We start from the raw sequence: 22,863 nt of genomic DNA on the forward strand, positions 1-22,863 counted from the left end.
GAATGAGAGGAGTATAGAGGCCGTTTTCGGGGGGCGAGCGGTAGTGGCACATTGGCGCTAATGATTTCGGCATTAGCGTCATAGCGATTGGTGCTAAGCGTCAGGCGCTTTTATCGAAAGGGATTTCAGCCCAGTCCGATTGCAGGGGCGGCAAACCAAAACGGGCGCGAGCCTTATCGCAATCGACATTCTGTTCGCCGTTTTCCCAGGATGCTTCGAATTCCCGGCAGGGGCTGGAACGTTTTTCATAAATCGAGCAATGCACGGTACTGCCGACTTCGCCGACCAACGCCGTGCAACGCGGCGATTTGCAGTCGGTGCCGTTCATTGCCACCCGACTGGGGCTGATTTGTGTAACCAGTTCATCGGGCACCGTACCCCCGGAAGATGAGCACTCACCCCAAAAAAAAGACACGCGAAAATGGGAACAGCAGGCACCGCAATTCAGACACGGACTGACTTCGGACATGGGCGAGGGTATCAAAGGGATTGATCGGGAGATCCGGACGGATCCGGCCGCTATTCTAGGCTTCGCCACGGGCTTGGGAAGGGGGGCGCGCAACTATTTTTTTGTGGCAAGGTTTTGCCGCAAAAGCCCCGGTTTTCGGGGGATTACAGACTTATCAAGGGCTTACGTTTCGTTACAGTGCCATGGCCCGATATCAGGCAGACGAATGATCACAGACAGCCCCTGTCTGGCTGACTAGATTGCAGGTTCCGGGCTCGGATGCGTTGGCAGTGAAGCCCTATAACAATAAAGAGACGGACCCATGCAGAACTCGACCCAAGCGGCGAATGCCTGGCGCATTCTGTTCCTGCTGTTCCTCGCCAACCTGTTCAATTTTTTCGACCGCACCATCCCGGCGATCATCATCGAGCCGATCCGTATGGAATGGCACCTCAGCGACTTTCAACTGGGGATCGTCGGCACCGCATTCACCATTGTCTACGCGATTGCCGGTTTGCCCTTGGGGCGCATGGCCGACACCGGCTCGCGCAGCAAACTGATGGGTTGGGGCCTGGCGACCTGGAGCGCGCTGACTGCCGTCAACGGGCTGGTGGGCAGTTTCTGGAGTTTCCTTATCGTGCGCATGGGCATTGGCATCGGTGAGGCCAGTTATGCGCCGGCGGCCAACTCGCTGATTGGCGACTTGTTCCCGGCGCACCGTCGAGCGCGGGCCATGGGCATTTTCATGCTCGGTCTGCCGCTGGGGCTGTTGCTGGCGTTCTTCACCATCGGTTGGATGGTCAAGGCTTTCGACAGTTGGCGCGCACCGTTCTTCATCGCCGCCGTGCCGGGGCTGTTCCTCGCGATCTTCATGTTTTTCATCAAAGAGCCGAAGCGCGGTGCGGCGGAAACGGTGCAGGTTTCGCAGGAAAAGGTCGACAAACCGATCCGTCGCATCCTCGCCGTGCCGACCTTTCTGTGGCTAGTGATGGCCGGGTTGTGCTTCAACTTCGCGACTTATGCCTGCAATTCGTTTCTGGTGCCGATGCTGCAACGCTATTTCCTGATGCCATTGCAGGAAGCGGCGGTGGCGACCGGTGTGATTGTCGGCGTCACCGGGCTGGTCGGTTTGACTCTGGGTGGCTGGATCGCCGACAAGATCCACCAGCGTGTGGCCAATGGGCGGCTGCTGTTTGCCGCATTCAGCCTGATTATCTCGACGGTTTGCACGGCGTGGGCGCTGCATGCCGGGCGTATCGAGATCGGTGTGTTTGTCGCGGTGTTCAGCCTCGGCTGGCTGTTTGCCTATAACTTCTACACCTGCGTGTACACGGCGATTCAGGACGTGGTCGAGCCACGCTTGCGAGCGACGGCGATGGCCTTGTTCTTTGCCGGCTTGTATCTGCTGGGCGGTGGTCTTGGGCCGGTGGTGGTCGGTGGGCTGTCGGATCACTTTGCCAAGTCGGCGATGATTGCAGCGGGGGCGGAGCAGATGACCGAGGCGTTCAAGGCGGTCGGGCTGCATGACGCGATGTACCTGATTCCGGTGGCGCTGTTTCTGACCATGGTGTTTCTGTTTCTGGCGGCGCGGTGTTTTGTGCGCGATGCGCAGCGGATGAAGGAGGGCTTGGTGGCGGTGGTTGAGCCAGAGGTTGCAGCGGCAACTGCTTAAGATCAAAAGATCGCAGCCTTCGGCAGCTCCTACATTGGAATGTGGACACCCTGTAGGAGCTGCCGAAGGCTGCGATCTTTTGCTTTGCTTCTGAGATAACAAAAGGCCCGCATCACTGCGGGCCTTCTTGTTTTCAGCGGTGGAGCAGGGCGGTTTAACCTGCCACCAATACCCGGATCGCCTCCAGGCGCAACGCCGCTTTATCCAGCATCGCCAGACCCTGCTCACGCTGTTCACGCAAGGCAACCAGTTCGCTGTCACGCACGGTCGGGTTGACCGCTTGCAACGCGGTCAGGCGCGCCAGTTCTTCGTCGGTGTCGGCCGCCAGACGGCGACGGGCCTCGGCCACACGCTCGGCGTGACGCGGGGCGATCTTGTCTTCACCGGCGTTGATCCGTGGCGTCAGTTGATCGCGCTGGGCCTGAATAAACTTGTTGGCGCTGGCGCGCGGCACGCTTTCCAGTTGATCGTTGAGGGTTTCGAACGAGACGCGGGCCGACAGGTCGTTGCCGTTGGCATCGAGCAGGCAGCGCAGGGCTGCCGGCGGCAGGTAACGGCCCAGTTGCAGCGAGCGCGGGGCAACCACTTCGCTGACGTAGAGCAGCTCCAGCAGCACGGTGCCCGGTTTCAGCGCCTTGTTCTTGATCAGCGCGACAGCGGTGTTGCCCATCGAGCCGGACAGCACCAGATCCATGCCGCCTTGCACCATCGGGTGTTCCCAGGTGATGAACTGCATGTCTTCGCGCGACAGCGCCTGGTTGCGGTCGTAGGTGATGGTCACACCTTCGTCGTCGCCCAGCGGGAAGCTGGCGTCGAGCATTTTTTCGCTCGGCTTGAGGATCAGGGCGTTTTCCGAATGATCTTCGCTGTCGATGCCGAACGCGTCGAACAGGGTTTCCATGTAGATCGGCAGGGCGAACTGATCGTCTTGCTCAAGGATGTCCTCGACCAGTTGATCGCCTTCGCCCGAACCGCCGGAGTTGAGTTCCAGCAGACGGTCGCGACCGGTGTGCAGCTCTTCTTCCAGACGTTCGCGCTCGGTGCGCGCTTCGTCAATCAGCGCTTGCCACTCGCTGTCGTCGGCCTCTTCGAGCAGCGGCAGCAGGCGCGGGCCGAACTGATGCTGCAAGGCGTTGCCGGTCGGGCAGGTGTTGAGGAAGGCGTTCAGCGCTTCGTGGTACCACTGGAACAGACGCTCTTGCGGGCTGGTTTCCAGGTACGGCACGTGCAGTTCGATGATGTGTTTCTGGCCGATCCGGTCGAGACGACCGATACGCTGCTCGAGCAGGTCCGGGTGCGACGGCAGATCGAACAGTACCAGGTGGTGAGCGAACTGGAAGTTGCGGCCTTCACTGCCGATTTCCGAGCAGATCAGTACTTGCGCGCCAAACTCTTCGTCGGCGAAGTAGGCGGCGGCGCGATCACGCTCAAGGATGTTCATGCCTTCGTGGAACACCGTGGCCGGGATGCCCGAGCGCACGCGCAGTGCGTCTTCCAGGTCCATCGCGGTTTCGGCGTGGGCGCAGATCACCAGCACTTTGGTGCGTTTGAGCATTTTCAGCTGATCGATCAGCCACTCGACGCGCGGATCGAATTTCCACCAGCGCTCTTCTTCGCTGGCGTCCGGCTGGGCCTGGAAGCTGACTTCCGGGTACAGCTCGGCGTGGTCGCCCAGTGGCAGTTCCAGATATTCGTCCGGGCACGGCAGCGGGTAGGGGTGCAGTTTGCGCTCCGGGAAACCCTGCACGGCGGCGCGGGTGTTACGGAACAGCACGCGGCCGGTGCCGTGGCGGTCAAGCAGCTCGCGCACAAGGCGGGCGCTGGCTTCGGTGTCGCCATCGTTGACCGCGGTCAACAGGGCTTCGCCTTCGTTGCCGAGGAAACCGTGAATGGTCTTGTGCGCTTCAGGTGACAGGCGCCCTTTATCCAGCAGCTCCTGAACGGCTTCGGCCACCGGGCGATAGTTTTCGCTCTCGGCGCGGAACGCGGCCAGGTCATGGAAACGGTTTGGATCGAGCAGGCGCAGACGCGCAAAGTGGCTGTCCTGACCGAGTTGTTCCGGGGTCGCGGTGAGCAGCAGCACGCCCGGGATCACTTCAGCCAATTGCTCGACCAGCGAATACTCGGGGCTGGCCTTTTCTTCGTGCCAGACCAGGTGGTGCGCTTCGTCGACCACCAGCAGATCCCAACCGGCGGCGAACAATGCGTCCTGCGCCTTTTCGTCGTCGACCAGCCATTCCAAGGCTACCAGGGCAAGCTGGGTGTCTTCGAACGGGTTGGTGGCATCGCTTTCGATGAAGCGCTCTTCGTCGAACAGCGCGACCTGCAGGTTGAAGCGGCGGCGCATTTCCACCAGCCACTGGTGCTGGAGGTTTTCCGGTACCAGGATCAGCACGCGGTTGGCGCGACCCGACAACAGTTGGCGATGGATGACCAGGCCGGCCTCGATGGTTTTACCCAGACCCACTTCGTCCGCGAGCAGAACCCGCGGCGCGATGCGGTCAGCGACTTCGCGGGCAATGTGCAGTTGGTGAGCGATCGGTTGCGCACGCACGCCACCCAGGCCCCAGAGCGAAGATTGCAACTGGCGGCTGGTGTGTTCGAGGGTGTTGTAGCGCAGGGAGAACCACGCCAGCGGGTCGATCTGACCGGCGAACAGACGGTCGCTGGCCAGACGGAACTGGATGAAGTTCGACAGCTGGGTTTCCGGCAGGGTGACGGCTTCGTTCTGCGCGTTGAGACCGTGATAGACCATCAGCCCGTCGACATCGTCGACTTGCTGCACGGTCATCTTCCAGCCTTCGAAGTGGGTAATGCTGTCGCCCGGCGAAAACCGCACGCGGGTCAGGGGCGCATTCCGTAGCGCGTACTGGCGGGTTTCGCCAGTGGCCGGGTAAAGCACGGTCAACAAGCGGCCGTCCTGTGCCAGAACGGTGCCTAAACCAAGCTCTGCTTCGCTGTCACTGATCCAGCGTTGCCCCGGTTGATACTGCTGCGCCATGCTGCCTGACTCCCACCTTGAAAAAGCGGGCTATCTTAACGGAATGAGGCCCCGAGGCCAAAGGATTAGGAGCCGTGGCCGGCTTTTAACTGCAAAGGGAAGATTAGGTCATGCGTCGGATTTGCGCGGGAGCAGGGCACCAGTGAGTGCCAACCCTGTCACAAGTTTGCGACCGGCGGCTCAAGCCGTCCACGTCCAAGCCGATAGCCTGCTGACAGGAGACCCTTTATATGCTGCCACCGATGCTCCCCCTGAGCGCCGTGCCGATCACTTCCCAGCAGGATCCGATCCGCCAGCGGCCGGACATTCCTCCGGTGGTGCCGGTGCAGGAAAGCTCCAATGAAAGCACGATCGATCTGCAAAAACGCGATCCGGAAGAGGACGGGCTGCTCCTGCGCGAAGAGCAGCGCCGTCAGCAGGAGCGTGATCGTCGGCGCCGCGAAGCCGATGAAGACCCTGAGGAACACCTCGCCGTGCCGGGTACGGCACTCAATGCAGACAACACGGTGCCGGTGGTGCCGCTGATGGAAGATCAGCCGCGTCAGGGCTTGTGGGTCGATATCGAGATTTGAGGCTGAACGGCCAGTTCAGCGAGGCGTTCCAGCAACACTTCAATCTCCTCTTCGGTATTCAGATAACTCACCGATATCCGCGCGATGCTGTCCAGCCCGCGTGCCTGCATGTCCAGCGGCGTATAGGCGACGCCATTGGCGCCGATATTGATACGCCGTGTACCCAACGCCTGCTTTAGCGCAACACAGTCCCAACCTTCGAGCGTGAAGGCGATCAGCCCTGATTGCTGCTGCGCCGTGCCGAGGTCGCGCAGGGTCAGCCCGGCAATTGTCTGCATGCGCTCGCGCAGCGACCGGCTTAATTGCTCAATGCGTCGCCGAATCGCTATTGCGCCGATTCGATTATGTTCTTCCAGCGCATTGGCCAATCCGGCCAGTAAAGCTAACGACACCTCACTGGTCTCGAAACGCCGGGCGTCATTGCGCAAAGTGAAGCGCTGGCCATCCCACGGAGCCGATAGCACATCGCGCTGCAGCGGCAGCAAACGTTGCAGAAATTTTGCGCGGGTATACAGCAGCGCCGTGCCGCGCGGGCCCCGCAGAAACTTGCGTCCGGCGCCTTTGAGCACGTCGCATTGCAAGGCTTCAACATCGCACGGCAGTTGCCCGAGAGCCTGCCCGGCGTCGATGAAATAAGGAATGCCGTGGCGCCCTGCTATGGCACCGATCTGCGCCGCCGGGTTGATCAGTCCGCCGTTCGCCGGCAGCCACGTCAAAGCGATCAAGCGCACGTTGCGGTCGATCATCTGCGCGAGTGCCTGCGGATCGACGGCGCCCTTAGCGTCGCAGGGGATCACCTCCAACTGCGCGCCAGCCTTCACTGCTTCGGCGATGCAGGCCAGATTGCCGGCCCATTCATGGCGCCCCACCAGAATCCGCTCGCCCGGTTGCCACGGGCCCAGCGCGTTGAACGCCTGACTCCAGGCCGCCGAGCCGCTGCTGGTGAAGGCGATGTCTTCGGGGTGAGCATTGAGTAGGGCGGCGGCGGCTGTGCGGGCCCTTTCCTGTACCTGACTGTCCGCCATTTCCATTGGCCCGCCCAGTGCTTCGCGTTGCAGCTGTTCGATCACTGCATCGAGGGTGGTTCGGCTCGGCAGTGAGGCGCCGGCGTGGTTGAAGTGGATAACGTAATCGCAACCAGGCGTGCTTGATCGCAGAAACGCGATGTCCTCAATATTCACGGCTTGAGCTCGAAGATCGCGTCGACTTCCACCGCAACGCCTGCCGGAAGACTGGAAACACCGACCGCCGTGCGCACATGGCGGCCCTTTTCGCCGAGGGCGTTGACCAGCAGATTCGACGCACCGTTGGCGACTGCGCCCTGGCGCTGGAAGTCCGGCGTAGCGGCGACAAACACGCCGAGGCGAAGAATGCGCACCAGTTTGTCGAGATCGTCACCAAGGGCATCGCCGAGTTGTGCGAGCAGGCCCAATGCGGCCAGTTCGGCGGCGTTCACCCCTTGTTCTTCACAGAAGGCTTCACCGAGTCTTCCGAGGAACGCAGGTTTGCCGTCCAGCATCGGAATCTGACCGGAGATGAATAGCTGGTTCTGGCTGACGACGTGATTGACGTAGTTGGCGATGGGCTGGCTCGGCGCGGGCAGGCACAGGCCGAGTTGCTGGACACGTTGGTTGAGTGAGTCGGTCATGGGAAGTCCTCTGGGTGAGGGCTTCAGCATGTTGATGGGCGGCATTGTCGACAAACGGATAGATCTAATCCGATGCATCCAAATAATTCATGTGTCGGCAATTTCTTCCAGCCACTGGCTGAAACTCTTTACTGCCTGGCTGGGTGGACCCCCGGGAGTGATCAGCCAATAACCGATTTCGCCCAGCATCGGGGGAGTGTCAAACGCTGGCACCAGCGCGCCTTCCTGTAGTCGGCGCTCGATCAGGCGCTGGCGTCCCATGGCAATGCCCTGACCCGCTACGGCCGCTTCGACCACGATGTTGTAATCGTGGAGCATGACGCTGGGCACATGAGCCAGATCTATACCGCTGTGCTGCTGCCAGTCGATCCACTCGAATGGCTGGTGCGATTTGGCCATCAGCAGCGGCCCGCTGCTTACGCCTTTCGCCCTGACGGCGGGGCTGCACACGGGTGTCAGGGTTTCGTCCATGAAACGCCGGGCGTGGACTTTCGGCCAGCCGCCCTTGCCATAGCGAATTGCCAGATCGACTTCGCCGCCCTCGACGTCCGCCAGTTGCACGGCGGGCAGCAGTTCGACGTGGATGTCTGGGTGTTTGACGGTGAAATCCGCCAGCCGCGGGACCAGCCATAATGTGGCGAAGGAGGCGAGCAGGCCGATGCGTAGGGTCGCGGGTTGTTCGCCGCGCAGTTGTCGGGTGGCTTGCGCGATGGCGGTGAGGGCGGGTTCGATTTGTCGGTAATACGTTTCGCCAGCAGGCGTCAGGTCGATGGCCCGTATGCGTCGCACGAACAGGCGCAGGTTGAGAAACTCTTCGAGTTTATGCACCTGATGGCTGATTGCACTTTGCGTTACCGACAACTCATTGGCGGCCTTGATGAAGCTCAAATGGCGGGCCACGGCTTCAAAGGCGCGCAGGGTCATCAGCGGCGGCAGGTCCTGATGCAAGGGCACGGCAAACATCCTTGGGGTGGGTGCAAAGCGCAGATTGTGCGTGGAAATCCGCTTATGGGTACATCGATTGTTGAACAGCCGTTTCGCCGATGGCTGTTCAGCGCCCGCGTCAGGCTGCATTATTGGCGCAGTCCTGCCGTGAAGCGGTAGTTGTGATTATTTGAAGCGATGCCTGTTGCCATGAGCCAAGACGACAAATTGATCGACCTCAATGCCGAGCGCGCCAAGCGCGTGCATGACATCAAAGAGAAGCGTCTGAATGAAGTGCGCAATGCCTTCGAGCAGGCGATGCCGTTGGGAAAAGCCAAGAAAAAGTCGAAAAACAAACCGAAAAAGCGTTGATCTCCCCCCTGCATCCTTTGATGCAGGTCATTTATTTACCCGCCTTTACTTACTGTATTGACCGGACTTGATCCTGGTCAATTTCTGCGCCTGCGTGATTGGTTAACTTAGTTCCATCGCAGCAAAGCAGGGGCCAGGGGGCCACAGTCATGTTTTTCGATAACGTGGTGTTTGCCGGGGTTCTGACGGTTGGGCTCATGGTTCTGTTTTTTGCAGGGTTTGGATTTTTTATCTGGAAGGATGCGAATAAGCGCAAGAAGTGATTCTTCTGGATTGATGAGCACGCAAGGCATTTTGGGGCGACTTCGGTTGCCCCTTTTTTTTGACTTGGCGGCCTGTGGGCCGACCATGCTTTGGGGGGGGGATGCCCCCAATCCCAAACCCCAAAAACAAAAAAGGCGCGATCCTGTCGAATCGCGCCTTTCTCATTTACCGCTATCTATCAGCTACCCAACGCCTTGGACGCCAGCCAGAACAACCCGGCCGACAGCGCCACGGTAGCCGGCAGGGTCAACACCCAAGCCAACAGGATGGTGCGCACCGTGCCGCCTTGCAGACCGCTTTTGTTGGCGACCATGGTGCCAGCCACGCCCGAGGACAGGACGTGAGTGGTGGACACCGGCAGGCTGAAGATGTTGGCCATGCCGATCAGGCTGGCGGTGGTGATCTGTGCCGACATGCCCTGGGAGTAGGTCATGCCTTGCTTGCCGATCTTCTCGCCGATGGTCAGTACCACGCGTTTCCAGCCAACCATGGTGCCCAGGCCCAAGGCCAGTGCAACCGCCAGAATCACCCAGAATGGCGCGTATTCGGTGGTGGTAGTCAGGTCTTTGCGCAGTTTGTCCAGGTCAGCCTTTTCGCGGGCTTGCAGGCCTGGCAGCTTGCCGACTTTCTTCGCGGTGTCGTCCAGGCACAGCAAGTAGCGACGCACTTCAATGCGGCTTTCCGACGACAGCGAATGGTAGTCCGCTACACCTTTGAGGGTGTGGAGCAGGGCGGTGATGGTCGGTTCAGTCTGCTGCGGGTTGCAGCGGAATTTCTCCGGCAGATCGCCTTCTACGCTCTTGCCCAGGGCCAGGAACTCACCGAGGGAATCGGAGTTGCGCTGGTAGAACTGGCTCAGATGCAGGGTCGCATCGCGGGTACGTTCGATCTGGTAGGTCGTGCTGTTCAGATCGAGTACGAACTGCGCAGGGACGATACCGATCAGCACCAGCATGATCAGGCCGATACCTTTCTGACCATCGTTGGAGCCGTGCACGAAGCTGACGGCCATGGCCGAGATCACCAGGACCAGACGGTTCCAGAACGGCGGGTGCTTCTTGTCGTCGATCTTGCGGCGCTGTTCAGGCGTCTTGTGCATCTTTGACAGCGGGCGCCACCATTTCAGGCCGATCAGTATCAGTGCGGCGATCAGGAAACCAGCCATCGGCGAGAACACCAGCGAGGCGCCGATGTCGATCGCTTTCTGCCAGTTCACGCCGTCGGCCAACGGGATATCGTTGATCAGGGCATTGGCCAGGCCAACACCGAGGATCGAACCGATCAGGGTATGGGAACTGGACGCCGGGATACCGAAGTACCAGGTGCCAAGGTTCCAGGCGATTGCCGCGGCGAGCAACGAGAACACCATCGCCAGGCCATGGCCGGTGTTCACATTGATCAGTAGCTCAACCGGCAGCAAGTGGACAATGGCATACGCCACGCCAACGCCACCCAGCAGCACGCCGAGGAAATTGAACACACCGGAGAAGAACACCGCCAGGTGAGGCGGCATGGCTTTGGTGTAGATAACAGTGGCTACCGCGTTAGCGGTGTCATGAAATCCATTGATGAACTCGAAGGCGAGGACAAACGTCAGGGCGAGCAAGAGGCTCACAAGCACCCAAGCATCCAGTCCGCTGAATAAATCGATCATGAAGGTTTTCTGACCCGGTCGTAAGGGGGCGCGATTATGCCAGAAAAGTCTCGAAATCGATGCCCTCCCTGCTCATCGGTAACATTCTTATTCGATTTAATTTGTTGCAGCGCGTTAAAACCCAGTGTCACGCAGGGTTTTTCAACCTGTTGATTTTCAATGGAAAAGTATTCGCAAGCGCACCTTTTTCCGCGGAGATCGCAGGCTCAAACGCTTGTCTGAAATATCTTTGAAACCTTTGTGAAGCTCCCCATTAGCGTTCAGTACGGGGAGATGGCCGCTGCCCGCGGGTAGCGGGCGCGCATGGCATCGTCGATACACCGCGTTTGTAACGGTGCGCACGCCTGCCTTCGAAATGATCAAAACCTGTGGCTTATGGCTCTTCGGCTTTGAGTTCCTTTTCGATCTTTTCAATTTCTTGCTTGAAGACCTGATCCTGAACGGTGGCGCGTTTACGCCAAGGCTTGCGCTCCGGTTCGGGTTGAGCGGCGTAGGTGGTGACTTCCCCGCCGTAAACTTCCTTGTAACGTTGTTCCTGGCGCTCAAGTTCCGCGCGCAGTTCGTCTTTCGTCACAGTGCTACCTGTTTGAGTTGAGTTAAATGTCTGGTGAAACGCACGGCAACAAATCGATTGAGCGGGTCCGTCGAGTGCCAATACCTGAACAGGCATTGATGTAATCGGCAGGGCGATCAAGACTTCCATGTTGCAGGCGGGCTACGGCACCAGATTAAAACTGACGTAGCATCAGCTTCCTGTTTCAGCGAGCGCTGGCGTTGGATGAGTCATTCGCGTCAGGCGCTGGCCGGGCTGTCGGCGATGGACATCGCGTCAGCGGGTGGCGACCACGGCAAGTAAAAAACGGCGGTCCCACTGAGGTGCATTATAGCGGTCGATTCGGGAATGACTATCTTTGCCAAGTTAAAAACGGTTCTGGATGTGTGATCGCTTTGTTACTGACAACTTTTATCGGTAGTTGCCTCACGGGCAAACCGTTATTGGCCAGGCGATCTGTTTTTGGCGCCATTAAGTCGAACAACTAAAAACGCTGATTCAGTGTGCGTTCAAAGTTGCGCAAACCGCTCACGCGGCCGAACGTGCGCTCTATGCTCGATTGCGATTATCGGTCGACGGTTCGATAATCGCCCAATGTTGTTGGCCTTGCCCTTGTGCATCTCCCTGTGAGCCGATTGTATAGCCCGTGATCCGAGCCGGATAAAGGACCTGAAATGAACGACCAAATGCGCAACTCCTTCACCTCCGTGGCGCCGCCGATCGTCGCTTCGCCGGCCAAACGGATCCAGGCGCTGACGGGCGATCCGGATTTCATGACCTCGCTGGCCCGTGGCCTGGCGGTGGTGCAGGCATTTCAGGAGCGCAAAAGGCATTTGACCATCGCCCAGATCAGCCACCGCACGGAAATTCCCCGCGCTGCGGTGCGCCGCTGCCTGCACACTTTGATCAAACTCGGCTATGCCACCACCGATGGCCGCACGTATTCGCTGCTGCCGAAAGTGCTGACCCTTGGCCATGCCTATTTATCCTCGACGCCGTTGGCCGTCTCCGCGCAGCCCTACCTCGACCGCATGAGTGAGCAACTGCACGAAGCCTGCAACATGGCCACGCTTGAGGGCGACGACATTCTCTATATCGCCCGATCGGCGACGACTCAGCGACTGATTTCCGTGGATCTCTCGGTGGGCGGACGTTTGCCGGCCTATTGCACGTCGATGGGGCGGATTCTGCTGGCCGCGCTGGACGACACGACCCTGCGCGAATACCTCGACCACGCCGAACTGGTCGCCAAGACCAGCCGCACGATTCACACCCCCGACGCACTGCTCGAATGCCTGCAAGAAGTGCGGCAGCAGGGGTGGTGCATTGTCGATCAGGAACTGGAGCAAGGCCTGCGCTCGATTGCCGTGCCGGTCTACGACGCCTCGGGGCAAGTGGTGGCCGCGCTCAACGTCAGCACCCACGCCGGTCGCGTCAGTCGTACCGAGCTGGAGCAACGCTTTCTGCCGGGCCTGCTCAGTGCCAGCCGCGACCTCAGCGCGCAGTTGTTTGCCTGATGAAGCTGTTCGATAAACGCACAGTGTTGCGTTTATCGAATTGACGCTAAAACCCTCGGATCATTAATGTCGCGGCAGCGTCATCCGGCGCTGAGCGAAAGCGTCAGCCGGACTGCCGACTCCCATAATAATGACAAGAGGCAACCCCCCATGCGCACGTTCCCCGACTGTCGCCGCCCTAGTTCCTGTTGCCGGGTTCCCCGCAACGCCTGATTGCAACCATCTATTCTTGTAACCGTGCCGCACTTTGGCCGGTCGCCGTTCGACTGCGTTTTTTGCGTGGAATAAAAATAATGAACCAGCCTCAGTCCGCTGTAGGTAACTGCCTCGACGTGCAGTCCTTTATCAACGCCCAACCGATCTCGCGCTATCAGTGGCGGGTGGTGATCCTGTGTTTCCTGATTGTGTTTCTTGATGGCCTCGACACCGCAGCGATGGGCTTCATTGCCCCGGCGCTGTCGCAGGATTGGGGTATCGACCGCGCCAGCCTTGGCCCGGTGATGAGTGCCGCGCTGATCGGCATGGTCTTCGGCGCACTCGGCTCCGGGCCTTTGGCTGACCGCTTCGGGCGCAAAGTCGTATTGGTTGGCGCGGTTGTGCTGTTTGGCGCCTTCAGCCTGGCATCGGCGTATAGCACCAACGTTGAACAATTGCTGGTGCTGCGCTTTTTGACCGGCCTCGGTCTGGGCGCGGGGATGCCGAACGCGACGACGCTGCTGTCGGAATACACTCCGGAGCGCAAAAAGTCGCTTCTGGTGACCAGCATGTTCTGTGGTTTCAACCTTGGCATGGCCGGTGGCGGGTTCATTTCCGCCAAGTTGATCCCGGCGTTCGGCTGGCACAGCCTGTTGCTGATCGGCGGCATTTTACCGTTGATCCTCGCCGTGGTGCTGCTGTTCTGGCTGCCGGAATCGGCGCGCTACCTTGTCGTCCGTAACCGTGGCACTGACAAAGTCCGCAAGACACTGGCGCCGATTGATCCGGTGATGGTCGCGCAGGCTTCGAGTTTCAGCGTCCCTGAACAGAAAACCGTCAAGGCGCGTAACGTGTTCGCAGTGATCTTTTCCGGCACCTACAGCGCTGGCACGCTGCTGCTGTGGCTGACGTACTTCATGGGCCTGGTGATTGTGTACCTGCTGACCAGTTGGCTGCCGACGCTGATGCGTGACAGCGGCGCGAGCATGGAGCAGGCCGCGTTTATCGGCGCATTGTTCCAGTTCGGCGGGGTATTGAGTGCGGTCGGTGTGGGGTGGGCGATGGATCGCTTCAATCCGCACAAGGTCATCGGCATTTTCTACCTGCTGGCCGGGGTTTTTGCCTACGCGGTGGGGCAGAGCCTGGGCAACATCACATTGCTGGCGACCTTGGTGTTGGTGGCGGGGATGTGCGTGAACGGTGCGCAATCGGCGATGCCTTCGTTGGCGGCGCGGTTCTATCCGACGCAGGGCCGGGCAACCGGCGTCTCATGGATGCTGGGGATTGGCCGTTTCGGCGCGATTCTCGGCGCGTGGATGGGCGCGACGCTGCTGGGGTTGGGCTGGAATTTCGAGCAGGTGTTGACGGCGCTGGTGATTCCGGCGGCGTTGGCGACCACGGCGGTGGTGATCAAAGGCATGGTGAGTCATGCGGATGCGACCTGAGTTTTAAGGTCAGAATTTTCTGTGAATGTTCTTGCCTCATCGCGAGCAGGCGAAGGCCTGCATTTGGAATGCGTTCCCTTGTAGGAGTGAGCCTGCTCGCGATGCCTTTGATTCGATTGTTAGGAGAGCAACAATCCGTTCGATAAACGAACACTCAGTCGATTATCGGATTGTTTGGCACATTTCCCAGGCTTAATCTTCTGTGACTCCGGCGCTGAACCTCGCGCCTTTTTTATCACTGGCGATCCACTACAAAAACGGGAGCCCGCTCCATGGCTGAGATCCTTTCGCTGCACGACGCGGTGAAGCAAATCGTCAACGATGGTGACACCGTCGCGCTCGAAGGCTTCACTCACCTGATCCCTACGGCAGCGGGTCATGAAATCATTCGTCAGGGCAAGAAAGATCTGACCCTGGTGCGGATGACGCCTGACCTGATCTACGACCAACTGATCGGCGCCGGTTGTGCGCGCAAGCTGATCTTTTCTTGGGGTGGCAATCCGGGTGTGGGTTCGCTGCATCGCCTGCGCGATGCCGTCGAGAAACAATGGCCGCACCCGCTGGAAATCGAAGAGCACAGCCACGCCGACCTGGCCAATGCCTACGTCGCCGGCGCTTCCGGCCTGCCGTTCGCGGTGCTGCGCGCCTACGCCGGCTCCGACCTGCCGAAGGTCAACCCGCTGATCAAATCCGTCACCTGCCCGTTCACCGGAGAAGTGCTGGCGGCGGTGCCTTCGGTGCGCCCGGACGTCACTGTGATCCACGCGCAAAAGGCAGACCGCCAAGGCAACGTGTTGCTGTGGGGCATTCTCGGCGTGCAGAAAGAAGCCGCACTCGCCGCCAAACGCTGCATCGTTACCGTTGAGGAAATCGTCGACAACCTCAACGCACCGATGAACGCCTGCGTGCTGCCGACCTGGGCCTTGAGTGCCGTCTGCCACGTCCCGGGCGGCGCGCATCCGTCCTACGCCCACGGTTACACCGAGCGTGACAATCGTTTCTATCAGGCGTGGGACCCGATTGCCCGCGACCGTGAGACGTTTTCCGCGTGGATCAACGAATACATCCATGGCTGCGCTGATTTCAGCGAGTTTCAGGCCAAACTGGCCGCTGCTTCGGAGGCCAAGTAATGACTTACACCACCAATGAAATGATGACCGTCGCCGCGGCCCGTCGCCTGAAGAACGGCTCGGTATGCTTCGTCGGCATCGGCCTGCCGTCGAAAGCCGCCAACCTCGCGCGCCTGACTTCGTCGCCGGACGTGGTGCTGATCTACGAATCCGGCCCGATTGGCGCCAAGCCAAGCGTACTGCCACTGTCCATCGGTGACGGCGAGTTGGCGGAAACCGCCGACACCGTGGTCCCGACTGGTGAGATTTTTCGCTACTGGTTACAGGGCGGACGCATCGACGTCGGTTTTCTCGGCGCGGCGCAGGTCGACCGTTTCGGCAACATCAACACCACTGTGGTCGGCGATTACCATTCGCCGAAAGTGCGGCTGCCGGGAGCCGGCGGCGCGCCGGAGATTGCCGGCTCGGCGAAAAGTGTACTGATCATCCTTAAACAGTCGGCGCGCTCGTTTGTCGACAAGCTCGATTTCATCACGTCGGTTGGTCACGGCGAGGGCGGCGATTCGCGCAAGCGTCTGGGCCTGCCGGGCGCCGGTCCGGTCGGCATCATCACCGACCTGTGCATCATGGAACCGGAGGAGGGCACTCACGAATTCGTGGTGACTGCACTGCATCCCGGCGTGACTCGCGAACAAGTGATCGCCGCCACCGGTTGGGCGATCCGTTTCGCCGCCGACGTTGCCACTACCGCCGAACCTAGCGAAGTCGAGCTGACTGCACTGCGCGATCTCGAAGCGCGCACTGCGGCCGCTCATGGTCAAGCACCGGGAGAAGCATGATGCGTGACGTTTATATCTGCGACGCGATTCGTACCCCCATTGGCCGTTTCGGCGGTGGTTTGTCCGCCGTGCGTGCCGACGATCTGGCCGCTGTGCCGATCAAGGCGCTGATGGAACGCAATCCGTCGGTGGACTGGAGCGCCATCGACGAGGTGTTCCTCGGCTGCGCCAACCAGGCTGGCGAAGACAACCGCAACGTCGCACGCATGGCGCTGCTGCTGGCAGGCCTGCCGGAAACCGTGCCCGGCGTAACCCTCAATCGACTTTGCGCTTCGGGCATGGACGCGATCGGCACGGCATTCCGCGCCATCGCCAGCGGCGAGATGGAACTGGCGATTGCCGGCGGCGTCGAGTCGATGTCCCGCGCGCCGTTCGTAATGGGCAAGGCTGACGCAGCGTTCTCGCGCAACATGAAACTGGAAGACACCACCATCGGTTGGCGCTTTATCAACCCGTTGATGAAAGCCCAGTACGGCGTCGACGCCATGCCGCAGACCGCCGACAACGTCGCCGACGACTATGAAGTCTCGCGCGCCGATCAAGACGCTTTTGCCCTGCGCAGCCAGCAACGTACCGCCGCTGCGCAGGCTGCCGGCTACTTCGCTGAAGAAATCGTCGAAGTGCGGATCGCCCACAAGAAGGGTGAAACGGTGGTCAGCCAGGATGAACACCCGCGCGCCGACACCACAATCGAAGCCCTGACCAAACTGAAACCGGTCAACGGCCCGGACAAGACCGTCACCGCCGGCAATGCCTCGGGCGTGAACGACGGCGCCGCCGCGCTGATTCTGGCCTCGGCTGAAGCGGTGAAAAAACACGGTTTGACCGCCCGCGCCAAAGTGCTCGGCATGGCCAGTGCCGGTGTCGCGCCACGGGTAATGGGCATCGGCCCGGTGCCAGCGGTGCGCAAACTGATCGAGCGCCTGGGTGTAGCCGTCAACGATTTCGACGTTATCGAACTCAACGAAGCGTTTGCCAGCCAGGGTTTGGCGGTGCTGCGTGAACTGGGCTTGGCGGATGACGCTGCTCAGGTCAACCCGAATGGCGGCGCGATTGCCTTGGGTCACCCGTTGGGCATGAGCGGTGCGCGTCTGGTGCTGACCGCGCTGCATCAGCTGGAAAAGACCGGTGGCAAGAAAGGTCTGGCGACCATGTGCGTCGGTGTCGGCCAAGGTCTGGCCCTGGCCATCGAACGCGTCTGACGCAAGCCGTGACGAAAAAGAACAGAGGAAAGCGAAATGACTGACAAGCCTGGCTACCGTCGTCCGCAGGAAGGCACCCAGCCTGAGTACCTGCACCCGACGTATCAATCCACCAATTTGCGCTCGCCTTCCAAGCCGTTGGTGTTTCTGCCCCACTCGCTGTCGGAAATCACCGGCCCGACCATCGGCGCCGAGCGTGTGGCCGAAAAGGACAACGACCTGACCGCCCAACATGACGGCGAACCGCAGGGCGAGCGGATCATCATCCACGGCCGTGTGCTCGACGAAAACGGTCTGCCGGTGCCGGGGATTCTTGTAGAGATCTGGCAGGCCAACGCCGCCGGCCGCTACAACCACCCGCGCGACCTGCACGACGCGCCGCTGGACCCGAACTTCACCGGCACCGGTCGCACCGTGACCGACGCCGATGGCTGGTATCAGTTCCAGACCATCAAGCCTGGCGCCTATCCGTGGGGTAACCACCACAACGCCTGGCGCCCGGCGCACATCCATTTCTCGCTGTTCGGGCCGAGCATCCTGACCCGCTTGGTGACGCAGATGTATTTCCCCGGCGACCCGTTGCTGGCCTACGACCCGATCTACAACTGCGTACCGGATACGTCCGCCAAGGAACGCCTGATCGCTGCTTTCGATCTGGAAAAAACCATTCCGTCCTACGCCCTCGGTTACCGTTGGGACATCGTGCTGCGCGGCCGTGATGCCACGCCGATGGAGAAATAAGATGACCCTGAATGCGACCACGTCCCACACCGTCGGGCCTTACTACCACATCGGTCTGACCTGGCTGAACCGCGAAAACCTGACTGTCGAGCAAACCCTCGGCGAGCGCGTGGCGATCACCGGACAAGTGGTGGATGGCAACGGCGATGTGGTTAACGACGCCATGCTTGAAGTCTGGCAAGCCAATGCTGCGGGCAAGTACGACCATCCGGAAGACGAGCAGGACAAACCGCTGGACCCGCACTTCGAAGGTTTTGGCCGGGTGCCTGTGGATGCCGAAGGGCGTTTTCGGTTCACCACGATCAAACCGGGTACGGTTGCAGGTTTGAAAGGTTCAACCCAGGCGCCGCACTTGGTGGTGTTGGTGTTTGCCCGTGGGCTGGTGAAGCACTTGCTGACGCGGATTTACTTTGAAGATGATCCGGCGAACGTGAATGATCCGTTGCTCGAATGCGTACCGGCCGAGCGCCGCACGACCTTGCTGGCGAAAAAGGATGCGTCGGGCGTTTACCAGTGGAATGTGATTCTGCAGGGCACTGACGCCGAGACGGTTTTCTTCGATTACTGAAGAACACCGCCGTCCCTGTAGGAGTGAGCCTGCTCGCGATGGCGGTGTGTCAGATTTAAATTGTCTGAATGACACACCGCCATCGCGAGCAGGCTCACTCCTACAAGGAACTGTGTTGCAGATGTATCTGTGGAACGGGACTGTTGCAAAGTATGTCTAGACTCTCACTGTCCCTATCGAGTGAAAAAAAATGACAACCACCACAGCCCATTACACCGGTGAGGAGCGCAGCAAGCGTATCTTTGCCATTGTCGGCGCCTCGTCCGGCAACCTCGTCGAATGGTTCGACTTCTACGTCTACGCCTTCTGCGCGATCTATTTCGCCCCGGCGTTTTTCCCCTCTGACAACCCGACGGTGCAACTGGTCAACACGGCCGGTGTGTTCGCTGCCGGGTTTCTGATGCGGCCGATTGGTGGCTGGATTTTCGGGCGGGTGGCCGACAAGCACGGGCGCAAGAACTCGATGCTGATCTCGATTCTGATGATGTGCTTCGGCTCTTTGCTCATCGCCTGTCTGCCGACCTACAAGGACATCGGCGTCTGGGCACCGGTGCTGTTGCTGTTCGCGCGTTTGCTGCAAGGCTTGTCGGTGGGCGGCGAATACGGCACCACCGCGACCTACATGAGTGAAGTGGCGCTCAAGGGCCAGCGCGGGTTCTTCGCCTCGTTCCAGTACGTGACTTTGATTGGCGGGCAATTGCTGGCGGTGTCCTTGGTGGTGGTGCTTCAGCAGTTCCTCACCGAAGAAGACCTGCGTGCCTACGGCTGGCGGATTCCGTTTGTGGTCGGTGCGGTGGCGGCGTTGATTTCGCTGTTCCTGCGTCGTTCGCTGAAAGAAACCACCAGCAAGGAAATGCGCGAGAACAAGGACGCCGGCAGCATCCGTGCGCTGTTCCGTGATCACAAGGCCGCGTTCATCACCGTGCTGGGTTACACCGCCGGTGGCTCGCTGATTTTCTACACCTTCACCACCTACATGCAGAAATACCTGGTGAACACTGCCGGCATGCACGCCAAGACCGCCAGCTACATCATGACCGGCGCGCTGTTCTTGTATATGTGCATGCAACCGCTGTTCGGCATGCTCGCCGACAAGATTGGCCGGCGTAATTCGATGCTCTGGTTCGGCGCGCTCGGTACGCTGTTCACCGTGCCGATCCTGCTCGGCCTGAAAGGCGTCAGCAGCCCGTTCCTGGCCTTTGTGCTGATCACCGTGGCGTTGGCGATTGTCAGTTTCTACACCTCGATCAGCGGCCTGGTGAAAGCCGAAATGTTCCCGCCTGAAGTCCGCGCCCTTGGCGTGGGCCTGGCTTATGCGGTGGCTAACGCGATATTCGGCGGGTCGGCGGAATTCGTTGCCCTGAGCCTGAAGGCTGGCGGCATGGAAAACGCTTTCTACTGGTATGTCACGGCGATGATGGCGGTGGCCTTCCTGTTCAGTCTGCGTCTGCCCAAGCAGGCGAAATATTTGCACCACGATCTGTAACCCAATGTGCGCGGGCCGACGTGGCCCGCGCCGGCAAGGACTGTCTATGACTCAGCGACCGGGCAATCAATTGTTCGATGCCTATTTCACTGCCCGCGATATGCGTGAGGTGTTCTGCGATCAGGGTCGCGTGCAGGCGATGCTCGACTTCGAAGCGGCGCTGGCCCGGGCCGAGGCGCGCGTGGGTGTGATTCCGGCGTCTGCCGTGGCACCGATCGCAGCGGCGTGCAATGCCGGCCTGTATGACTTTGCGGCGTTGGGTGAGGCGATTGCCACGGCCGGCAATTCGGCGATTCCGCTGGTCAAGGCGTTGGGCAAGCAGATTGCTGCCAGCGATGCCGAAGCCGAGCGTTATGTGCATCTGGGGGCGACCAGTCAGGATGTGATGGATTCCGGGCTGGTGCTGCAATTGCGTCAGGCGCTGGACTTGATCGAAGGGGAATTGGCGCAACTCGCCGATTCACTCGCCACTCAAGCGCAGCGTCATGCGGCGACGCCGCTGGCCGGGCGCACCTGGTTGCAACACGCGACACCGGTGACCCTCGGCATGAAAATCGCCGGTTGGCTGGGAGCCGTGACTCGCAGCCGTCAGCGTCTGCGCGAACTCAAGCCGCGTCTGCTGGTGCTGCAATTCGGCGGCGCGTCGGGCACCCTCGCGGCGCTGGGCGAGCAGGCGTTGCCGATCGCTGAAGCCTTGGCTGAGGAACTGCAACTGACCCTGCCGGAACAGCCATGGCACACCCAGCGTGATCGCATCGTCGAGTTTGGTGCGGCACTCGGCTTGATTGCCGGCAGCCTGGGCAAGCTCGGGCGCGACATCAGTTTGTTGATGCAGACCGAAGCGGCGGAAGTGTTCGAGCCGGCGGCACCGGGCAAGGGCGGTTCCTCGACCATGCCGCACAAGCGCAATCCGGTCGGTGCAGCGGTACTGATTGGCGCGGCGACACGAGTGCCGGGCCTGGTGTCGACGCTGTTCAGCGCGATGCCGCAGGAACACGAGCGCAGCCTCGGTCTGTGGCATGCCGAATGGGAAACCCTGCCGGAAATCTGCTGCCTCGTTTCCGGATCGCTGCAACAGGCGCGATTGCTTGCCGATGGCCTCGAAGTCGACGCCGCACGCATGGGCCGCAACCTCGAATTGACCCAAGGGCTGGTGCTGGCCGAAGCGGTGAGCATCGTCCTCGCGCAACGGGTCGGTCGCGACACCGCGCATCACTTGCTCGAACAATGCTGTAAACGTGCGGTGGCCGAGCAACGGCACTTGCGTGCGGTGCTCGGTGACGAGCCGAAAGTCACCGCCGAACTGAACACCGCTGAACTGGATCATCTTTTGAACCCCGCCCATTACCTCGGTCAGGCACAAGTCTGGGTCGAGCGTGCGGTGGCCGAACACAACGCTTTGACTGTCTGAAGGAGAGGGCTGTGGCTTTCGTTCAACTCGCCGATGGCGAACTGCACTATCAAATTGAAGGTCCGGTCGATGCGCCGGTGCTGGTGCTGTCCAACTCTCTGGGCACTGATCTGCACATGTGGGACGCGCAGATGCCGGCATTTACCGAGCACTTTCGCGTGCTGCGTTTCGACACGCGCGGCCACGGCCAATCGCTGGTGACGCCGGGACCGTACAGCATTGAGCAATTGGGTCACGACGTGCTTGGCTTGCTGGATGCGCTGCACATCGAGCGTGCGCATTTCTGCGGACTGTCGATGGGGGGCCTGATTGGCCAGTGGCTGGGGATCAATGCTGGTCATCGTCTGAACAAGCTGATCGTCTGCAACACGGCGGCAAAAATCGGCGATCCGTCGGTGTGGAATCCACGCATCGAAACCGTGCTGCGCGACGGCGCGGCAGCGATGGTGGCCCTGCGTGACGCGTCGATTGCGCGTTGGTTTACTCCGGACTTTTCTGCGGCCCATCCAGCAGCGGCCAAGCAGATCACCGACATGCTCGCGGCCACTCATCCTGAAGGCTACGCGGCCAATTGCGCGGCAGTGCGTGATGCGGATTTCCGCGATCAGTTAGGCGCGATCAACGTGCCGCTGCTGGTGATCGCCGGCACTGAAGACGCTGTGACACCGCCGTCCGGCGGGCATTTCATTCAGGAGCATGTGCGCGGCGCCGAGTACGCCGAGTTCTATGCGGCGCATTTGTCCAACGTGCAGGCCGGCGCTGATTTCAGTGATCGCGTGTTGGCGTTTTTGCAGGCTAAGTGAGGAAGTTTTTGTGGACGAGAAACAACGTTACGACGATGGCATGCAGGTACGCCGCGCGGTATTGGGCGATGCTCATGTCGATCGCAGCCTGACCACACTGACCGAGTTCAACTCGGAATTCCAAGAGATGATCACCCGTCACGCCTGGGGCGATATCTGGACACGTCCGGGTTTGCCTCGGCACACCCGCAGCCTGATCACCATCGCCATGCTGATTGGCATGAACCGCGAGGGTGAGCTGAAACTGCACCTGCGTGCGGCAGCCAATAACGGCGTGAGCCGTGGTGAGATCAAGGAAGTGATCATGCAGAGCGCGATCTATTGCGGGATTCCGGCGGCGAATGCCACTTTTCACTTGGCGGAATCGGTGTGGGATGAGCTGGGTGTTGAGTCCCGGGATTGATGGTGCCTGAGCTGACGTCTTCGCGAGCAGGCTCGCTCCCACATTGGATTGCATTCCCTGTGGGAGCGAGCCTGC

The 22,863-nt window shown here is 60.4% G+C and carries 22 protein-coding genes; 15 read left to right on the forward strand and 7 right to left on the reverse strand.

The window, feature by feature from the left end; genetic code table 11:
• Window positions 1-100 precede the first annotated feature (100 nt).
• Entirely contained in the window at window positions 101-469 is a 369-nt protein-coding gene (locus PSH79_RS06450; RefSeq protein ID WP_095188967.1) for a YkgJ family cysteine cluster protein, read from the reverse strand.
• A 301-nt stretch (window positions 470-770) separates the two neighbouring features.
• Here PSH79_RS06450 and PSH79_RS06455 point away from each other — a divergent pair, with 301 nt between their 5' ends.
• Window positions 771-2,120, forward strand: coding sequence for an MFS transporter (locus PSH79_RS06455; RefSeq protein ID WP_305441785.1), 1,350 nt, complete (start codon window positions 771-773; stop codon window positions 2,118-2,120).
• 154 nt (window positions 2,121-2,274) lie between these two features.
• Here the strand turns inward: PSH79_RS06455 and rapA are convergent, their stop codons facing one another.
• Entirely contained in the window at window positions 2,275-5,121 is a 2,847-nt protein-coding gene (rapA, locus tag PSH79_RS06460; protein WP_305441786.1) for an RNA polymerase-associated protein RapA, read from the reverse strand.
• A gap of 230 nt (window positions 5,122-5,351) precedes the next feature.
• Here rapA and PSH79_RS06465 point away from each other — a divergent pair, with 230 nt between their 5' ends.
• Window positions 5,352-5,693, forward strand: a complete 342-nt coding sequence (locus PSH79_RS06465) for an aspartate-semialdehyde dehydrogenase (RefSeq protein WP_187679437.1) — start codon at window positions 5,352-5,354, stop codon at window positions 5,691-5,693.
• Here PSH79_RS06465 and PSH79_RS06470 read toward each other — a convergent pair.
• From PSH79_RS06470 to PSH79_RS06480, 3 genes are all read right to left on the reverse strand, one after another.
• Window positions 5,663-6,874 carry an aminotransferase class V-fold PLP-dependent enzyme gene (locus tag PSH79_RS06470; RefSeq protein WP_305441787.1) on the reverse strand — a complete coding sequence of 404 codons (1,212 nt, stop codon included), beginning with the start codon at window positions 6,872-6,874 and terminating at the stop codon, window positions 5,663-5,665. The genes PSH79_RS06465 and PSH79_RS06470 overlap by 31 nt on opposite strands.
• Window positions 6,871-7,341, reverse strand: coding sequence for a RidA family protein (locus PSH79_RS06475; RefSeq protein WP_305441788.1), 471 nt, complete (start codon window positions 7,339-7,341; stop codon window positions 6,871-6,873). Before PSH79_RS06475 ends, PSH79_RS06470 begins: the two co-directional genes overlap by 4 nt.
• 87 nt (window positions 7,342-7,428) lie before the next feature.
• Window positions 7,429-8,295: a LysR substrate-binding domain-containing protein gene (locus PSH79_RS06480; protein ID WP_305441789.1), complete on the reverse strand. Its 867-nt coding sequence runs from the start codon at window positions 8,293-8,295 to the stop codon at window positions 7,429-7,431.
• Between the two features lie 180 nt (window positions 8,296-8,475).
• Between PSH79_RS06480 and PSH79_RS06485 the strand changes: the two genes are divergently transcribed.
• Complete coding sequence (locus tag PSH79_RS06485; protein WP_191626498.1) at window positions 8,476-8,637, forward strand: hypothetical protein; 162 nt, start codon at window positions 8,476-8,478, stop codon at window positions 8,635-8,637.
• Between the two features lie 149 nt (window positions 8,638-8,786).
• The gene (ccoM, locus tag PSH79_RS06490) at window positions 8,787-8,900 is read left to right on the forward strand and encodes a cytochrome c oxidase subunit CcoM (RefSeq protein ID WP_003222396.1); all 114 of its coding nucleotides are present in this window, start codon (window positions 8,787-8,789) and stop codon (window positions 8,898-8,900) included.
• Window positions 8,901-9,079: 179 nt separating this feature from the next.
• On the opposite strand, the gene PSH79_RS06495 is transcribed toward ccoM, so the two are convergent.
• Entirely contained in the window at window positions 9,080-10,555 is a 1,476-nt protein-coding gene (locus tag PSH79_RS06495) for an inorganic phosphate transporter (RefSeq protein WP_305441790.1), read from the reverse strand.
• A 373-nt stretch (window positions 10,556-10,928) separates the two neighbouring features.
• Complete coding sequence (locus PSH79_RS06500) at window positions 10,929-11,129, reverse strand: hypothetical protein (RefSeq protein WP_221731414.1); 201 nt, start codon at window positions 11,127-11,129, stop codon at window positions 10,929-10,931.
• Window positions 11,130-11,782: 653 nt separating this feature from the next.
• Here PSH79_RS06500 and pcaR point away from each other — a divergent pair.
• The 11 genes from pcaR to pcaC all read left to right on the forward strand — a co-directional run bounded on the left by pcaR (window position 11,783) and on the right by pcaC (window position 22,788).
• Window positions 11,783-12,625, forward strand: a complete 843-nt coding sequence (pcaR, locus tag PSH79_RS06505; RefSeq protein ID WP_187679434.1) for a pca regulon transcriptional regulator PcaR — start codon at window positions 11,783-11,785, stop codon at window positions 12,623-12,625.
• 293 nt (window positions 12,626-12,918) lie between these two features.
• Window positions 12,919-14,265 carry an MFS transporter gene (locus tag PSH79_RS06510; RefSeq protein WP_305441792.1) on the forward strand — a complete coding sequence of 449 codons (1,347 nt, stop codon included), beginning with the start codon at window positions 12,919-12,921 and terminating at the stop codon, window positions 14,263-14,265.
• 272 nt (window positions 14,266-14,537) lie between these two features.
• The gene (locus PSH79_RS06515) at window positions 14,538-15,395 is read left to right on the forward strand and encodes a CoA transferase subunit A (protein WP_305441793.1); all 858 of its coding nucleotides are present in this window, start codon (window positions 14,538-14,540) and stop codon (window positions 15,393-15,395) included.
• Window positions 15,395-16,174, forward strand: a complete 780-nt coding sequence (locus tag PSH79_RS06520; RefSeq protein ID WP_305441794.1) for a CoA-transferase subunit beta — start codon at window positions 15,395-15,397, stop codon at window positions 16,172-16,174. The genes PSH79_RS06515 and PSH79_RS06520 overlap by 1 nt, the downstream gene beginning before the upstream one ends.
• Window positions 16,171-17,376, forward strand: coding sequence for a 3-oxoadipyl-CoA thiolase (gene pcaF, locus PSH79_RS06525; protein WP_305441795.1), 1,206 nt, complete (start codon window positions 16,171-16,173; stop codon window positions 17,374-17,376). The genes PSH79_RS06520 and pcaF overlap by 4 nt, the downstream gene beginning before the upstream one ends.
• Before the next feature lie 36 nt (window positions 17,377-17,412).
• A complete protein-coding gene (gene pcaH / locus PSH79_RS06530; protein ID WP_187679430.1) occupies window positions 17,413-18,117 on the forward strand; it encodes a protocatechuate 3,4-dioxygenase subunit beta in 705 nt (234 codons plus the stop codon).
• Between the two features lies 1 nt (window position 18,118).
• A complete protein-coding gene (gene pcaG / locus PSH79_RS06535; protein ID WP_305441796.1) occupies window positions 18,119-18,685 on the forward strand; it encodes a protocatechuate 3,4-dioxygenase subunit alpha in 567 nt (188 codons plus the stop codon).
• A 190-nt stretch (window positions 18,686-18,875) separates the two neighbouring features.
• Window positions 18,876-20,171: an MFS family transporter gene (locus PSH79_RS06540; RefSeq protein ID WP_305441797.1), complete on the forward strand. Its 1,296-nt coding sequence runs from the start codon at window positions 18,876-18,878 to the stop codon at window positions 20,169-20,171.
• 46 nt (window positions 20,172-20,217) lie between these two features.
• Complete coding sequence (locus PSH79_RS06545; RefSeq protein ID WP_305441798.1) at window positions 20,218-21,582, forward strand: 3-carboxy-cis,cis-muconate cycloisomerase; 1,365 nt, start codon at window positions 20,218-20,220, stop codon at window positions 21,580-21,582.
• 11 nt (window positions 21,583-21,593) lie between these two features.
• Window positions 21,594-22,385, forward strand: a complete 792-nt coding sequence (gene pcaD / locus PSH79_RS06550; protein ID WP_305441800.1) for a 3-oxoadipate enol-lactonase — start codon at window positions 21,594-21,596, stop codon at window positions 22,383-22,385.
• A 10-nt stretch (window positions 22,386-22,395) separates the two neighbouring features.
• Entirely contained in the window at window positions 22,396-22,788 is a 393-nt protein-coding gene (gene pcaC, locus PSH79_RS06555; RefSeq protein ID WP_007957838.1) for a 4-carboxymuconolactone decarboxylase, read from the forward strand.
• Window positions 22,789-22,863 lie beyond the last annotated feature (75 nt).

Origin of the sequence: Pseudomonas sp. FP2196, from assembly GCF_030687715.1 — a bacterium.
GTDB lineage: Bacteria > Pseudomonadota > Gammaproteobacteria > Pseudomonadales > Pseudomonadaceae > Aquipseudomonas.

What these genes read in the sequence shown, in the direction of transcription:
- PSH79_RS06450 (WP_095188967.1), bottom strand. Translation starts at nt 469, where the DNA reads ATGTCCGAAGTCAGTCCGTGTCTGAATTGCGGTGCCTGCTGTTCCCAT.
- PSH79_RS06455 (WP_305441785.1), top strand. Translation starts at nt 771, where the DNA reads ATGCAGAACTCGACCCAAGCGGCGAATGCCTGGCGCATTCTGTTCCTG.
- rapA (WP_305441786.1), bottom strand. Translation starts at nt 5,121, where the DNA reads ATGGCGCAGCAGTATCAACCGGGGCAACGCTGGATCAGTGACAGCGAA.
- PSH79_RS06465 (WP_187679437.1), top strand. Translation starts at nt 5,352, where the DNA reads ATGCTGCCACCGATGCTCCCCCTGAGCGCCGTGCCGATCACTTCCCAG.
- PSH79_RS06475 (WP_305441788.1), bottom strand. Translation starts at nt 7,341, where the DNA reads ATGACCGACTCACTCAACCAACGTGTCCAGCAACTCGGCCTGTGCCTG.
- PSH79_RS06485 (WP_191626498.1), top strand. Translation starts at nt 8,476, where the DNA reads ATGAGCCAAGACGACAAATTGATCGACCTCAATGCCGAGCGCGCCAAG.
- ccoM (WP_003222396.1), top strand. Translation starts at nt 8,787, where the DNA reads ATGTTTTTCGATAACGTGGTGTTTGCCGGGGTTCTGACGGTTGGGCTC.
- PSH79_RS06495 (WP_305441790.1), bottom strand. Translation starts at nt 10,555, where the DNA reads ATGATCGATTTATTCAGCGGACTGGATGCTTGGGTGCTTGTGAGCCTC.
- pcaR (WP_187679434.1), top strand. Translation starts at nt 11,783, where the DNA reads ATGAACGACCAAATGCGCAACTCCTTCACCTCCGTGGCGCCGCCGATC.
- PSH79_RS06510 (WP_305441792.1), top strand. Translation starts at nt 12,919, where the DNA reads ATGAACCAGCCTCAGTCCGCTGTAGGTAACTGCCTCGACGTGCAGTCC.
- PSH79_RS06515 (WP_305441793.1), top strand. Translation starts at nt 14,538, where the DNA reads ATGGCTGAGATCCTTTCGCTGCACGACGCGGTGAAGCAAATCGTCAAC.
- PSH79_RS06520 (WP_305441794.1), top strand. Translation starts at nt 15,395, where the DNA reads ATGACTTACACCACCAATGAAATGATGACCGTCGCCGCGGCCCGTCGC.
- pcaF (WP_305441795.1), top strand. Translation starts at nt 16,171, where the DNA reads ATGATGCGTGACGTTTATATCTGCGACGCGATTCGTACCCCCATTGGC.
- pcaH (WP_187679430.1), top strand. Translation starts at nt 17,413, where the DNA reads ATGACTGACAAGCCTGGCTACCGTCGTCCGCAGGAAGGCACCCAGCCT.
- pcaG (WP_305441796.1), top strand. Translation starts at nt 18,119, where the DNA reads ATGACCCTGAATGCGACCACGTCCCACACCGTCGGGCCTTACTACCAC.
- PSH79_RS06540 (WP_305441797.1), top strand. Translation starts at nt 18,876, where the DNA reads ATGACAACCACCACAGCCCATTACACCGGTGAGGAGCGCAGCAAGCGT.
- PSH79_RS06545 (WP_305441798.1), top strand. Translation starts at nt 20,218, where the DNA reads ATGACTCAGCGACCGGGCAATCAATTGTTCGATGCCTATTTCACTGCC.